The sequence below is a fragment of the Sphingosinithalassobacter tenebrarum genome, from assembly GCF_011057975.1.
GTDB classification, from domain to species: domain Bacteria; phylum Pseudomonadota; class Alphaproteobacteria; order Sphingomonadales; family Sphingomonadaceae; genus Sphingomonas; species Sphingomonas tenebrarum.
The window spans coordinates 1,221,915-1,235,697 of sequence record NZ_CP049109.1; the positions used below are offsets into that span (position 1 = coordinate 1,221,915).

A 13,783-nucleotide genomic window follows, 5' to 3' on the forward strand; every position below is an offset into this window, starting at 1 on the left:
TGCAGTCAAGCCGCTTGTTAACAGCTGGCCTGCATCCTCGACATCGGCGTTCGCATCTTCAGTGACGGGCGTGACCCCAAAAGCGGCGCCAGCCTCGCGGTGGGCCGTCGGGCGGCGCGATCGATGCGCGCGGCGATGGTTTAGCCGCTCAGAGATCGCAGGCCACCGGCAACTTTGTTTCAGGTGCCGCCATTGCAGCGCAGCAATTGGGGGCACCCCCTAGTGACGGGCGGTGCCCGGCACGGCATCATGGGGGCATGACCGAGCGTGGCGACGATGCACGACCCTGGCATGCACTGAGCGCGGAAGCCTCGCTGGCGGCGGTGGAAAGCACCGCTGCCGGTTTGACTGTGGCGCAGGTGCGCGAGCGGCTGGACCGCTACGGACCCAATCGGCTGCCCGAAGCGCGACCGCCTTCGATCCTGATGCTCTTTCTGAGCCAGTTCCGCAGTCCGCTTATCTATCTGCTGCTCGCCGCGGCGCTGGTATCGCTGTTCGTCGGCGATGCGACCGACGCGGCGTTCATCATGGCAGTGCTGCTGCTCAACGCAGTGATCGGTACGCTGCAGGAAGGGCGCGCCGGGGCCAGCGCCCGCGCGCTCGAAACGCTCGTGCATCGTCAGGCGCGCGTGCGTCGCGAGGGCGCTGTCCTTGAAGTCGATGCGAGTGATGTCGTGCCGGGCGACATTGTGCTGATTGAATCGGGCGCGGCAGTGCCTGCCGATCTGCGGTTGATCGAAACCAGCGGCCTGACCGTCGACGAGGCGCTGCTGACCGGCGAGGCCATGCCGGTGACCAAGGAAGCCGATGTGCAGGTCGCCGCAGACGCCGGGGTGGCCGACCGGGCGACGATGCTTCACGCCGGCACGATCGTGACACAGGGGCGCGCGGCGGGGGTTGTTGTCGCCACGGGTCTGGAAACCGCGCTGGGCGCGATCGCCGCCTCGCTTCACGCCACGCCGCCCGAACCGCCGCCGCTGCTGCGTTATCTGGCGCGGCTCGCGCGGCAGATAGCCGTCGCCGTATCGGTGCTGATCGTCTTGCTGGCGATCGCGCTGATACTGCGCGGGGCATCGGTTGACGAAGTGTTCCTGCTCGCGGTCGCGCTGGCGGTATCGGCCATCCCCGAAGGATTGCCCGTCGCCGTCACGGTCGCGCTCGCCACGGCGACGCAGCGTATGGCGCGGCGCAACGTCGTCGTGCGCACGCTGCCTTCGGTCGAGGGGCTGGGCTCGTGCACGCTGATCGCGACCGACAAGACGGGAACGCTGACGATCAATCAGCTTACAGTGGAGGCGGCGCTGCCGGCGGGGCGGGCAACCACCCGGCGCGGAGACTGGGCGCAGGGCGCCGACGACGCGCCGCTGCAGCTGCTCGCGCGAACTGCCGCGGCATGCAACGAAGCACAGCTCAAGGCGGACGGCAGCGGTGTGGGCGACAGCGTGGATCTCGCCTTGCTGCGTTTCGCCGCAGAACTGGGAATTGCGCCGCCCGCGTCAGGCGCGGTTGCCGCGATGCACCCCTATGAGCCGGTCAATGCCTTTTCCAGCGTCGCGCTGGAGGAGGACGATGGTCTCGTCATCCATGCCAAGGGCGCCATCGAGCGCATCGCGGCGATGTGCGATGCGCCCGATCCCGAATTGATCGCCGCCGCCGAGGCGATGGCGGCGGACGGCTATCGCGTGATCGCGCTGGCACGGGGCAGCGCGACTGATTGCACGCATCTCGATTGTCCGGCGGGGCTGACGCTGATCGGCTGTCTCGCGCTGTTCGATCCGTTGCGGCCCGAAGCGGTCGAAGCAATCGGCCAGTGCCGCGAAGCCGGGATCGCAGTGCGCATGGTGACGGGCGACCATCCCGCAACCGCGCTGACCATCGCGCGACAGATCGGCTTGGCGGCGAGTTCGGAACAGGTACTCACCGGCCGCGAAATCGCGGCACTGGCCGATGATCCCGAGGCGTGCGCCGCGCGCATCCGCGACGCGCATGTCTATGCCCGCACCGACCCCGAGCAGAAGCTGCAGATCGTCCGCACGCTGAGCGAATCCGGGCATGTCGTCGCGGTGACGGGCGATGGCGTAAACGATGCCCCGGCGCTGCAGGCGGCGGCGATCGGAGTCGCGATGGGGCGTTCGGGCACCGATGTCGCACGCGCGGCGGCCGACCTGCTGCTGACCGACGATAATTTCGCGTCGATCGTCGGCGGCGTGGAGGAAGGGCGGATCAGCTATGCCAATATCCGCAAGATCGCCATCTATCTGCTCGGCACGGGCATTGCCGAGCTGCTGATGTTCCTCGGTTCGGTGGCACTGGGCCTGCCGATGCCGCTCACGGCGGTGCAGCTGCTCTGGGTCAATATCGTCACCGAAGGCGTCCAGCACGTTACGCTCGGCATCAGCCGGGGCGACGGCGATGAACTGGCGCAGCATCCGCGCGCCCGTTCTGCGCGGCTGATCGATGCCGATGCGCTGTGGCGGATGGTGCCGCCCGCACTGGTGATGGCGGCGGTGGCGATCTGGCAGCTCGACAATGCGCTGGCCAGCGGAGCGACGCTGGCCGAGGCGCAGAACGGCGTGATGCTGTGCGTCGTCCTGTTCCAGAATGTCTTTCTGCTTTCGATCCGCAGCCTGCGCCACCCGGTCTGGGCCGATCCCTTCACGCGCAATCCGTGGCTGTTCGCCGGGATCGCCGGGGCATTGGCGCTGCAGTTCCTGGCGATGACGTGGAGCCCGCTCCAGGCGGTGCTCGGCACGCAGATCCCCGACGGGGACGTGATGCTGCATGCAGGGATCGGCGCCGTCGCGACGCTGATCATGTCCGAAATCGTCAAGGCCGTGCGGACGCGAAAAACCGCCTAGAGCGTTCCGAATCCGCCGCCGCCCGGCGTCAGGATCACAAAGCTATCGCCGGGCTGCATCTCGACCGATCCGGTCGCGCCGAGCGTTTCGATGGTGCCGTCCTTGCGTTCTACCCAATTCCTGCCCGGCGCCGCGTCGCCGCCGCCAGCGATGCCGCGCGGCGGCACCTTGCGCCGATTGGCGAGTATATTCGCGCGCATCGGCTCGAGGAACGTGATGCTGCGTTCGACGCCCTCGCCGCCGCGATGCGCGCCGTCGCCGCCCGAACCCTTGCGGATGGCGAAGCGATCGACGCGGACGGGGAAGCGCGTTTCGAGGATTTCGGGATCGGTCAGCCGGCTGTTGGTCATGTGCGTCTGCACCGCGCTGGTCCCGTCATGGTCCGGCCCGGCGCCCGATCCGCCCGCAATCGTCTCGTAATATTGGCGGTGATCGTCGCCGAAAGTGAAATTGTTCATCGTCCCCTGGCTCGGCGCCAGCCGTCCGGTTGCGGCGAACAGCGCGTCGGTGACCGCCTGGCTCGTCTCGACATTGCCCGCGACCACTGCGGCGGGGGGATTGGGGTTGAGCATCGATCCCTCGGGCACGATCAATTCGACCGGGCGAAGGCAGCCGTCATTCATCGGGATCGGATCGTCGATCAGCGTGCGCACTACATAGAGCGCGGCGGCGCGGGTGATCGATTTGGGCGCGTTGAAATTATTGTCGAGCTGGTCGCTCGTTCCGGTGAAATCGAACACAGCCGAGCGCGCATCGCGGTCCACCCGGATCGCGACGCGGATTTCCGCGCCGTTATCCATCGGATAGGCGAAGCTGCCGTCGGAAAGCCCGCCGATCAGCCGCCGCACCGATTCCTCGGCATTGGCAAGGACGTGGCCCATATAGGCCGCGACGACTTCCGGCCCGCTCTCCTTCGCGGCGGCGCGGAGCAGTTCGCTGCCGCGTGTGCAGGCGGCAAGCTGCGCGCGCAGATCGGAAAGGTTGCGGTCGGGCTGGCGCGCGGGCCATTCGCCGCTTGCCAGCACCTCGCGCACTTCGGCTTCGCAAAAGCGGCCCGCATCGGCGAGGAGGAGGTTGTCGATCAGCACGCCTTCCTCTTCGATCCGGCTGCTGTCGGGCGGCATCGATCCCGGCGCGACCCCGCCGATATCGGCATGGTGCCCGCGCGCCGCGACGAAGGCGTCAGGGTGTTCGCCGCCCTTGTTATAGAAGACCGGCACGATCACGGTGATGTCGGGCAGATGGGTGCCGCCGCGATAGGGGTCGTTGAGCACATAGGTATCACCGCGCTTCATCCCCCGGCCGTCGGCGGGCGCCCCGTCTTCGCCGAACCCGCGCGCATCGATCACCCGGCGGATCGAATCGCCCATACTTCCCAGATGCACCGGTATATGTGGCGCGTTCGCGATCAGCGCTCCGTCGGCATCGAACAGCGCGCAGGAGAAATCGAGCCGTTCCTTGATGTTCACCGATGTCGCGGTCGATTGCAGGACGAGGCCCATTTCCTCGGCGATCGCCATGAAGTGATTGTTGAAAATCTCGAGCCGGACGGGATCGACCTGCGTCCCTTCGGCGCGATGCGAGGGGCGGGGCGTCGCGCGGGTGAGGATCAGGCTGCCTTCCTCGGCGCGCGTCGCCTGCCAGCCCTGCTCGACCACGGTGGTCGATCCGACATCAATGACCAGCACGGGGCCGGGCACGGCTTGCCCCTCCGCCATATCGGCGCGTTCGATGGTCCGCCAGCCGCCGCTCGCTTCGCCGCCGACAGCGACGGGTTCGGGCTTCGCGCCGGACAGGCCGCCGACCGTGCCGGTCGCCTCCACGCTCAGCGCTTCAACGATGATCGGCGCGGTGTCGTCGGTATAGCCGAAGCGCTGGCGGTGGAGATCGCGGAAGGCGGCGTCCATTGCATCGGGCGTATCGCAATCGAGCGTCAGCGTGCTGTCGCTGCCCTCGAAGCGCAGCCGGGCGCGCGGTGTGACACAAATCATGTCGTCGGGAATTTGCTGACCGCGCAGCGTCTCGCGCGCTTCGGTGTCGAGTTCGCCCAGCGTCTCGGCAAAGCCTTCAGCCAGCGACGTCACCAGCGATCGCTCGCGGATCGCCTTCACCGGGGCGAGACCGATGCCATAGGCCGAAAGCACGCTGGCGAGCGGATGGACGAGCACCGTGTCCATCCCCAGCGCGTCGGCGACCTTCGCGGCATGCTGCCCGCCCGCGCCGCCGAAACAGGCGAGCGCATAGCGAGTCACGTCATGGCCGCGCGCGACGCTGATCTTGCGGATCGCATTGGCCATATTGTCGACGGCGATGGCGAGGAAGCCCTCGGCGATTTCCTCGAGCGGGCGCGGCGTTTCGAGTACGTCGGCCACTTCCTGCAGCCGCTTGCGCGTCGCTTCGGGGTCGAGCGGCTGCTTGCCGTCTGCGCCGAACACCTTGGGAAAGAATGCCGGATCGATGCGACCGAGGAACAGATTGCAGTCGGTGACGGTCAGCGGCCCGCTTTTGCCGTAACAGGCGGGCCCCGGATTGGCGCCCGCGCTTTCGGGGCCGACGCGGAAGCGCGCGCCGTCATAGCGGCATACCGATCCGCCGCCCGCCGCGACCGTGTGGATCTGCATGGCAGGCGCCGCGACGCGCACGCCTGCAATCACTTCGTCGCCGGTCAGCTCATATTCGCCGGCATAATGGCAGACATCGGTGCTGGTCCCGCCCATATCGAACCCGATCAGCCGGTCATGGCCGAGCGGTTCGCCCGACGCGACCATGCCGACCACACCGCCCGCCGGCCCCGAAAGGATCGCATCCTTGCCGCGAAACGCCGATGCTTCGGCGAGCCCGCCATTCGACTGCATGAACGAAAGCCGCCCATGCTCGGGCAGGTTCGCTTCGAGCCCCTGCACATAGCGGCGCAGCACCGGCGAGAGATAGGCGTCGACCACCGTCGTATCGCCGCGCGGGATCAGTTTGATCAGCGGCGAGACATCATGGCTGACGCTCACCTGTCCAAAGCCCAGTTCCCGGGCAATCGCCGCCGCGCGCCGCTCATGCCCGGGATATTGCCAGCCGTGAAGAAAGACGATGGCGAGCGCGTCATAGCCCTCGTCGCGGAGCATCTTGAGTTGCCCGCGCACGCGTTCCTCGTCGAGCGGCACCAGCATCTCGCCGTCGACGCTCATCCGCTCGGCGATCTCGACCACGGTTTCGGGCAATTGTTCGGGCAGCACGATATGCCGCGCGAAAATCTCCGGCCGCGCCTGGCTGCCGATGCGCAGCGCGTCGCCGAAGCCTTGCGTGATCGCGAGCGCCAGCCGCTCGCCCTTGCGTTCGAGCAGCGCGTTGGTGGCGACGGTCGTCCCGATCCGCACGTCCGAAATCGGCGCTTCGCCATGTTCGGCCATCAGCCGCTTCACCGCTTCGCTGGCTGCATCGTCATAGCGGCCGGGGTCTTCGGAAAGCAGCTTGTGCGTCACCAGCCGTCCCTGCGGCGTCACTGCCACCACATCGGTGAATGTGCCGCCGCGATCGATCGCGAATTGCCAGCTGCCCGTCATGCGTCCCCGTCTATCGTCTGTGTGCGATCAATGAAAATCGCGGGAGCGGGGAAGTATCCGCACATTGCGTGGATGCTGTGGGTTCTGGAACACATCGGCGCGCGAAAGCTGAACCTGCGGCTGGTGTGTTTCAGAGAGGCGGGCGAGTTCGCCGGTACGGTCATGCACCCGCTGCGCCATCAGATGGATGACACCCTCGGGGCTTTTCTGCACTTCGCCTTCGACCAGCATCAGCCGCGATGCCATGATCTGGCGGCGATAGCGCTCGAACAGGCGCGCCCAGATGACGACGTTGCAGATACCGCCTTCATCCTCGAGCGTGACGAAGACTGCGTTGCCCTTGCCCGGCCGCTGGCGCACCAGCACCACGCCCGCCACCTTTGCCCGCATACCGCCTTTCGCCTGCGCTAGTGCCGCGCAGGGCAGCACGCGTTCGGCCTCGAATACCGGGCGCAGGAACGACATCGGATGCGCCTTCAGCGACAGGCGCGTCGTCTGGTAATCGGCCGCGACTTGCTCCGATAACGGCATGGCGGGGAGGGCGGCCTCGGGTTCCTGCCCCAGCTCGCGTGCCTTGCTGGCGGCGAAGAGCGGCAATTCGTCGGGCGGGGTGCGGCGCGCCTCCCACAGCCCTTCGCGCCGGTCGAGCCCGATCGAGCGCAGCGCGTCGGCGTCCGCCAGCAACCGTAGCGCACGTTGCGGCAGGTGCGCTGCGCGCGCCAGCTGCTCGATGCTGCCATTCGGGCGCGTCGCGGCGATGGCGTCGGCCCAGTCCTGCTTGAACCCGGTGATCTGGCGAAAGCCGAGCCGCAGCGCGTCGCCCTTGGGTCCATCCTCGATGCTATTGTCCCAGTGGCTGTGGTTGATATCGATGGCGCGCACTTCGACGCCATGTTCGCGCGCGTCGCGGACGATCTGCGCGGGGGCATAGAATCCCATCGGCTGCGAATTGAGGAGTGCGGCGGCGAACACCGCCGGATAGCGGCACTTCAAATAGGCCGAGACCCAGACGAGCCGCCCGAACGCGATGGCGTGGCTTTCGGGGAAGCCATAGCTGCCGAATCCCTCGATCTGCTTGAAGCAGCGTTCGGCGAAGTCGCGTTCGTATCCGCGCCGGACCATGCCCTCGACCATCTTGTCGCGAAACACTTCGATCGAACCGAGATTGCGGAAGGTAGCCATCGCGCGGCGCAGCTGATTGGCTTCGGACGGCGTGAATTCGGCGGCGGCGATGGCGAGTTTCATCGCCTGCTCCTGGAACAGCGGCACGCCCAATGTCTTGCCGAGCAGCGCGCGCAGTTCGTTGGGATCGTGCGGCGGGTTGGGCGAAGGGAAATCGACTTTCTCGCGCCCCTGCCGCCGCCGCAGATAGGGGTGGACCATATCGCCCTGGATCGGCCCGGGCCGCACGATCGCGACCTGGATGACGAGGTCGTAAAATTCTTCGGGGCGCAGGCGCGGCAGCATGTTCATCTGCGCGCGGCTTTCGACCTGGAACACGCCGATGCTGTCGCCCTTCTGGAGCATTTCGTAGACATCGAGGGCGTGGTCGGGGATGTTCTGGAGCGTGAGGGGGCGGGCTTCTCCCCGGAATTTACCAGCCCCTCGGCCCGTTTGCCCTTCGACAGGCTCAGCGCAAACGGACGTGGGGGCGTATTGGGCAGGGCGCCGCACCCCATCGATCAACTCGAACGCTTTCCGAATACATGTCAGCATTCCCAGCGCGAGGACATCGACCTTCATCAGTCCCAGCGCGTCGATATCGTCCTTGTCCCATTCGATGAAGGTGCGGTCCTCCATCGCGGCATTGTGGATCGGCACGGTTTCATCGAGCCGGTCCTGTGTCAGCACGAAGCCGCCGACATGCTGCGACAAGTGACGCGGGAAGTTGAGGATCGCGCCGACGAAATGATTGACGCGCGCGATCTCGGGATTGTCGGGATCGAGGCCGGCTTCGACCACCCGCTCGCGCTCATATTGCGAGGCATAGCTGCCCCACACCATGCTCGCGAGGCGCGTGGTGACGTCCTCGCTCAGTCCCAGCGCCTTGCCCACTTCGCGCACAGCGCTGCGCGGGCGGTAATGAATCACGGTCGCGGCGATCCCGGCGCGATGGCGGCCATAGCGCTTGTACACATACTGCATCACTTCCTCGCGCCGCTCATGCTCGAAATCGACGTCGATATCGGGCGGCTCCTTGCGCTCGGGCGAAATGAAGCGGGAGAAGAGCAGGTTGTGCTCGGCCGGGTCGACCGCAGTGATGCCCAGCACGTAACAGACCGCCGAATTGGCCGCCGACCCGCGCCCCTGACACAAGATGCCCTGGCTCTGCGCGAAGCGGACGATGTCGTGGACGGTGAGGAAATAGGCGGCGTAATTGGCCTCGCCGATAATGCCCAGTTCTTCGTCGATCAGTGCGGCGAGTTTGGGCGGCATGCCTTCGGGCCATTGCTGCGCGGCATGGGTGTGGACCAGCTCGGTGAGCCAGCCCTGCGGGGTATAGCCGGGCGGGACGGGCTCGTGCGGATATTCGTAGCGCAGATCGTCGAGCGTGAAGGCGATGCGGGCGAGGAAGCCGGGGATTTCGGCGAGCGCTTCGGGTGCAGCGGCGAACAGTCGTGCCATTTCGCGTGGGGATTTGAGATGGCGCTCGGCATTGGCGGCAAGGCTGCGTCCGGCGGCCTGCACCGTGGTCTTGAGGCGCGTCGCGGTGAGGATGTCGTGCAGCGGGCGCGCTTCGGGTGTGGCATAGAAAGTGTCATTGAGCGCAATCAGCGGGAGGCCGTTCGCCGTCGCCAGCTCGCGTGCCGCCGCCAGTTCGCGCGCGTCGCGGCCCCCGCGCGGCATCACCGCCCCGAGCCACAGCCGGTTGGCAAATATCGCGTTAAGGATTTGCAAAGTTTCGCGCGTCGCCGGGGGCATCACGATCAGCAGCAGGTCCTGATGGAAATGCAGCAGATCCTCGATGCGCAATATGCAATCACCCTTTTGCGCGCGGCGATTGCCGGTGGTGAGCAGGCGGGTAAGACGCCCCCAGCCGTGCCGCGTCATGGGGTAGGCGAGAATATCGGGCGTGCCGTCGGCAAAGGCGAGGCGCGCGCCGACCACCAGCCGGAAATCGGGCAGTGTCTGCTCCTGCTCCGCCGCCGCCTCGCGCAAGTCACGCAGCGCGACATGCGCGCGGACGACGCCTGCTACCGTATTGCGATCGGCAATGCCGATACCGGCATGGCCCAGCGCCAGCGCTGTCTCGACCATCTCGCGCGGCGTGCTTGCCCCGCGCAGGAAGGAGAAGTTGGTCGCGGCGGCGAGTTCGGCATAGCCGGTTTCCGGGGCGCTCATGCGAACAGCCCGTGCAGATACCACTCAGGGTCCGCCTTTTCGCGGCCATAGAGGCCGTGGCGGAACAGCCAGAAACGGTGACCGCTCGCGTCCTCGACCCGATAATAATCGCGCGTCGGCCCGGCGCCTTCAGGATGGCGCCACCAGGGATAGGCGATCCGTTCCGGCCCTTCGTGGCGGACGACGCGATAGGGGCGACCCTGCCAGGTGAAGTGGCGCGGGGGGCCGTCGGGGACTTCGGCGATCACCGTCACGCGCTGCGGCGGATCGTAAAGAAAGATCGGGCGCAGCGGCGGCCCGCCGGGGTCCGGGGCATCCCACTCGCCGCGCGGCGCGCCGACCGGGGCTAGCGCGGCGGCATATTCGGGGAGGTGCTCGTCGCGCGGGCGGAAACAGCGCACGCGTTTGGCGCCGAAGCGCACTGCCAGACGATCGAGCAGGGCCTGAAGGTCCGCCGGATCTCGCGCCTGCTCGACCAGGTCTCCTTGCCGCGCCTCCATCGCTTCGGTCCGCGCCACTGCCAGCACGACCATGTCGTAGCCGAAGCCTGGGTCGAGCGGATCGGCGAGCGATTCGAGCCTTTCCTCGAACAACCGCACCACCCCCTTGGGATCGCGCAGCGGCGCGCCGCACGCGACCGAGAGCCGCGCGACATGGCCGTCGGTGCGGAACAGCGCGAGGTCGAATGCCCGCCCGCCTTCGCCGCGCAGCGTGAGTTGTTCTTCGGCCTGCCCGGCGAGCCCTTCGACGACATCGAGCAACGGCGCGACGCTCGCCATCGGTTCGGCGAAGCGCGCCTCGACGCGCACCGGCGGCGGCACGCGATGCGGGGTGATATGGCGATCCTCTTCGCCGAGCAGCCGCGCGAGCCGCACTGGCAATTGTGTCCCGAACCGCGCGGCAAGCGGCGCGCGCGGGCGCCCCGCGAGATCGCCGATATGGCGCAATCCGGCGCGGCGGAGCGCGACATGGCTTTCCTCGCCGAGATCGAGCGCGGAAACAGGGAGGGCTTCGACAGTGTCGACGCCGAAGCGTGCCAGCGCCAGCGCGGCATCGGGGGTGGCGGCGATGGCGGTGATTGCTTGCAACCCCATTCGCGCGAGCCGGGTGGCCAGATCCTGTGCGATGCCGCTTTCGGTCAGGCCCAGCGCATCGCAGCAGCCGGTAATGTCGAGCAGCAGCGCGTCCGCGCCGTCCGCCGCGACCATCGGCGTGTACCGCTCGCATGCCTCTACCAGCCGGGTGAGCAGCCGCGCATCGGCCCCCGCATCATGCGGCAGCGCGCCGAGCTCGGGGACTCGCGCGCGCGCATCGGCCAGCGCCATGCCCGGCGCCAGCCCGAGCGCGCAGGCGGCCGGGCTCAGCGCGACGATGCGTTGCGCGCCGCGCTGTTTCTCGACGAGCGCGAACGGGGCGTCAGGCGGCGCGAGAGACGCGCCGATCCGCCGTTCCGCCGGCAGGAAGGGCAGATGCGCCACCAGATAGCGGCGCTCGGAAAACAGCCTGCTCACGGTCCCATTCCAGTTGCACATGCAGCCCCTCGCGCCCGCCGCGCTGGCGCAGCAGGCGCATGTCGAACACCGGATTGCCCGGTGCATTGGCGGGGAGGGGGCTCGAAGCCGCGCTCGCCACCTGCCAGCGGCTGTGCGCCGCGCTTGCCCCCGGCTGCGCATCGCCGCGCACCACCAGCACCATCGTGTCGGTGCGCTCGGCCGCCAGCGTCAGCCGCCGCGAGGCCGTCAGGTCCCATTGCGGCGCGCGGCCGTCGATTTCGAGGAGTACCGCGCCGGGTGCGCCGTGGCGCACGCTGTCCGCCGCGGCCTTCAGCAGTGCGGGCAGGTCGGGGAGCCGGGTCAGGATGATGGCGTCGGGATCGACTCCCATCGCGGCGAGGCCGGGGCCATAGGGCGCCGCGCGTTGCCTGCGGTCGGCGATGCGCAGCCACAGCAGCGGTGTTTCGCGCGTGCATTGTCCGCCGCCGAGCAGCAGCGCCATCGCGACCGCCGCGCCCTTGTCCTCGCCTCCGGCACCGTAGAATTCGTGCAGCCCGTCGCGCCGCAACCCGCCCTGCAGCCAGCGGTCGACATCGGGCACGCCAAATGCGCGGACTTCGCTTTCGCGCAGCGCGCGGGCCTGTTTCCAGCCGGTTTGGACAGCGGGCGAATCGAACATAATGTTCCCATTATGTTCTAATCCGGCGTGCATGCAAGCGGACTCGCGACAGCGCGCCCGCTTGCATGCACGCCGCCCGGAAAGCGTTGAAAGAAAAGTCAGAGCGCCTGAGCGCGCACCAGCTGGCGATGTTCGGTGTCGAGCATCCGGTACAACCCGGCAGCCATCAGCAGCAGGACCAGCGCAAAGGGCAGGCCGGTGACGATCGCGGCGGTCTGCAGGGCACCGAGACCGCCAGCCCAAAGCAGTGCGGCCGCGAGCAGGCCGATCGTGATCGCCCAGGTAACGCGCGAAACGAAGCTGGCGTGGTGATGGCCGCCCGATGCGATCATCGCCGTCACCAATGCGCCCGAATCCGCCGAAGTGACGAAGAAGGTGGCGATGATGACCACCGCCAGCCACGAGGCGATTGTCGCCAGCGGGTAATGGGCGAGGAAGGCGAACAGGGCGTCGGGCATGCTCTTCGATACCGCCTCGGCCAGACCGCCTGCACCGAACATCTCGATATAGAGTGCGCTGTCACCGAACACGGTCATCCAGATGAAAGTGACCAGCGACGGAACGAGCAGTACGCCGGCGATGAATTCGCGCACCGTGCGGCCAAAGGAAATGCGTGCGATGAAGATGCCGACGAAGGGGGACCAGCTGACCCACCAGGCATAATAGAAAATCGTCCAGCCGCCCTGCCAGTTTTCCGGGCTGTAGGTTTCGGTCCAGGTCGACAGATAGATGAAACGCTGGACGTAATAGCCGATATTCTGGATGAAGCCGTCGAGCAGGAACACCGTCGGGCCGACGACGAACACGAACACCGCCAGCACCAGCGCGAGCACCATGTTGATTTCGGACAGCCGCTTGATGCCCTTGTTCAGGCCGAATGCCACCGATGTCGTCGCCAGCGCGGTGATCACCACGATCAGCACGAATTTGGTCGGTGCGTTATCGGGAATCCCGGCCAGGATGGTCAGTCCGGCATTGATTTGCGACGCGCCGAAACCAAGCGAGGCGGCAACGCCGCACACCGTTGCGGTGATCGCCAGCACGTCGATCAGATCGACCAGCAGATTGGGGATCCTGGGAAAGGCGGCCTGGAGGAAGCCGCCGATGCTGAGCGGCATGCCGCGATTGAACGAGGCATAGGCAAGCGCGAGCGCGATGATCGCGTAAATGCCCCAGGCATGCAGCCCCCAGTGAAGGAAGGTGACGCCCATCGCGTGCTGGGCGTTGGCGGCAAACCCGCGGGAAGCATGGGCCTCTGGGTTCGAAAAGAATGTCGAGGGCGGATTGGCGAAATGAGTCACCGGTTCGGCGACGCCATAGAAGAGCAGGCCGATGCCCATGCCGGCGGAAAACAGCATTGCGAACCAGGTCGCCGTGGAAAATTCGGGCTTTGCTTCCTGCCCGCCCAGACGGATGTGGCCGAACCTGCTGAATGCCAGAATACCACATAAAACCAGGAGGATATTGACCGTGAAGACCAGCAGCCATCCGAAATTGTCGGTGGCGCCGTCCTGTATCGCCTGGAATATGGTCGATGCCTCAGAGGCGTTGACGAATGCGAATATGATCAGCGCGCCGATCAGCGCCACGGCGCCGTAGAAAACGACCGGATTGAATCCGGGATCGGCTGCTGGCCCGGTGGAGTCAGAATTCACGTTCGCAAAGTCCCTATGAAGTATAAAAGGTCGAATTAAGGAATAATATCGACAAAAGATTCAATCAGAACTTGGGAGTTTTTCAGGCTATTTGATTCGACTTCCCAAATCCTTCTATCCAGATTGCAATGGTTATCGGCGTCTAACGCAGCTGTTGCATCATTGCAACGCCTTGGCCGATATTGGCTGCGGTGCAGCATGT

The 13,783-nt window shown here is 66.6% G+C and carries 6 protein-coding genes; 1 reads left to right on the forward strand and 5 read right to left on the reverse strand.

From position 1 onward, the window contains the following. Positions 1–257 precede the first annotated feature (257 nt). Entirely contained in the window at positions 258–2,858 is a 2,601-nt protein-coding gene (locus G5C33_RS06065) for a cation-translocating P-type ATPase (protein ID WP_165326397.1), read from the forward strand. Here the strand turns inward: G5C33_RS06065 and G5C33_RS06070 are convergent. The 5 genes from G5C33_RS06070 to G5C33_RS06090 form a co-directional block, all read right to left on the reverse strand. Beyond that, positions 2,855–6,412, reverse strand: a complete 3,558-nt coding sequence (locus tag G5C33_RS06070; RefSeq protein WP_165326398.1) for a hydantoinase B/oxoprolinase family protein — start codon at positions 6,410–6,412, stop codon at positions 2,855–2,857. The genes G5C33_RS06065 and G5C33_RS06070 overlap by 4 nt on opposite strands. 27 nt (positions 6,413–6,439) lie before the next feature. Next, positions 6,440–9,754 (reverse strand): error-prone DNA polymerase, encoded by a 3,315-nt coding sequence (locus tag G5C33_RS06075; protein WP_165326399.1) that lies wholly within the window; start codon positions 9,752–9,754, stop codon positions 6,440–6,442. Then, complete coding sequence (locus G5C33_RS06080) at positions 9,751–11,265, reverse strand: DUF6504 family protein (protein ID WP_323126183.1); 1,515 nt, start codon at positions 11,263–11,265, stop codon at positions 9,751–9,753. The genes G5C33_RS06075 and G5C33_RS06080 overlap by 4 nt, the downstream gene beginning before the upstream one ends. After that, the gene (locus G5C33_RS06085; RefSeq protein ID WP_165326401.1) at positions 11,171–11,926 is read right to left on the reverse strand and encodes an ImuA family protein; all 756 of its coding nucleotides are present in this window, start codon (positions 11,924–11,926) and stop codon (positions 11,171–11,173) included. The genes G5C33_RS06080 and G5C33_RS06085 overlap by 95 nt, the downstream gene beginning before the upstream one ends. Positions 11,927–12,024: 98 nt before the next feature. Continuing rightward, a complete protein-coding gene (locus tag G5C33_RS06090; RefSeq protein ID WP_165326402.1) occupies positions 12,025–13,581 on the reverse strand; it encodes a BCCT family transporter in 1,557 nt (518 codons plus the stop codon). Between the last annotated feature and the right edge of the window lie 202 nt (positions 13,582–13,783).

Excerpts from the sequence above, each read along its gene's own strand:
- G5C33_RS06065 (WP_165326397.1), top strand. The coding sequence starts at position 258 with ATGACCGAGCGTGGCGACGATGCACGACCCTGGCATGCACTGAGCGCG.
- G5C33_RS06070 (WP_165326398.1), bottom strand. The coding sequence starts at position 6,412 with ATGACGGGCAGCTGGCAATTCGCGATCGATCGCGGCGGCACATTCACC.
- G5C33_RS06075 (WP_165326399.1), bottom strand. The coding sequence starts at position 9,754 with ATGAGCGCCCCGGAAACCGGCTATGCCGAACTCGCCGCCGCGACCAAC.
- G5C33_RS06085 (WP_165326401.1), bottom strand. The coding sequence starts at position 11,926 with ATGTTCGATTCGCCCGCTGTCCAAACCGGCTGGAAACAGGCCCGCGCG.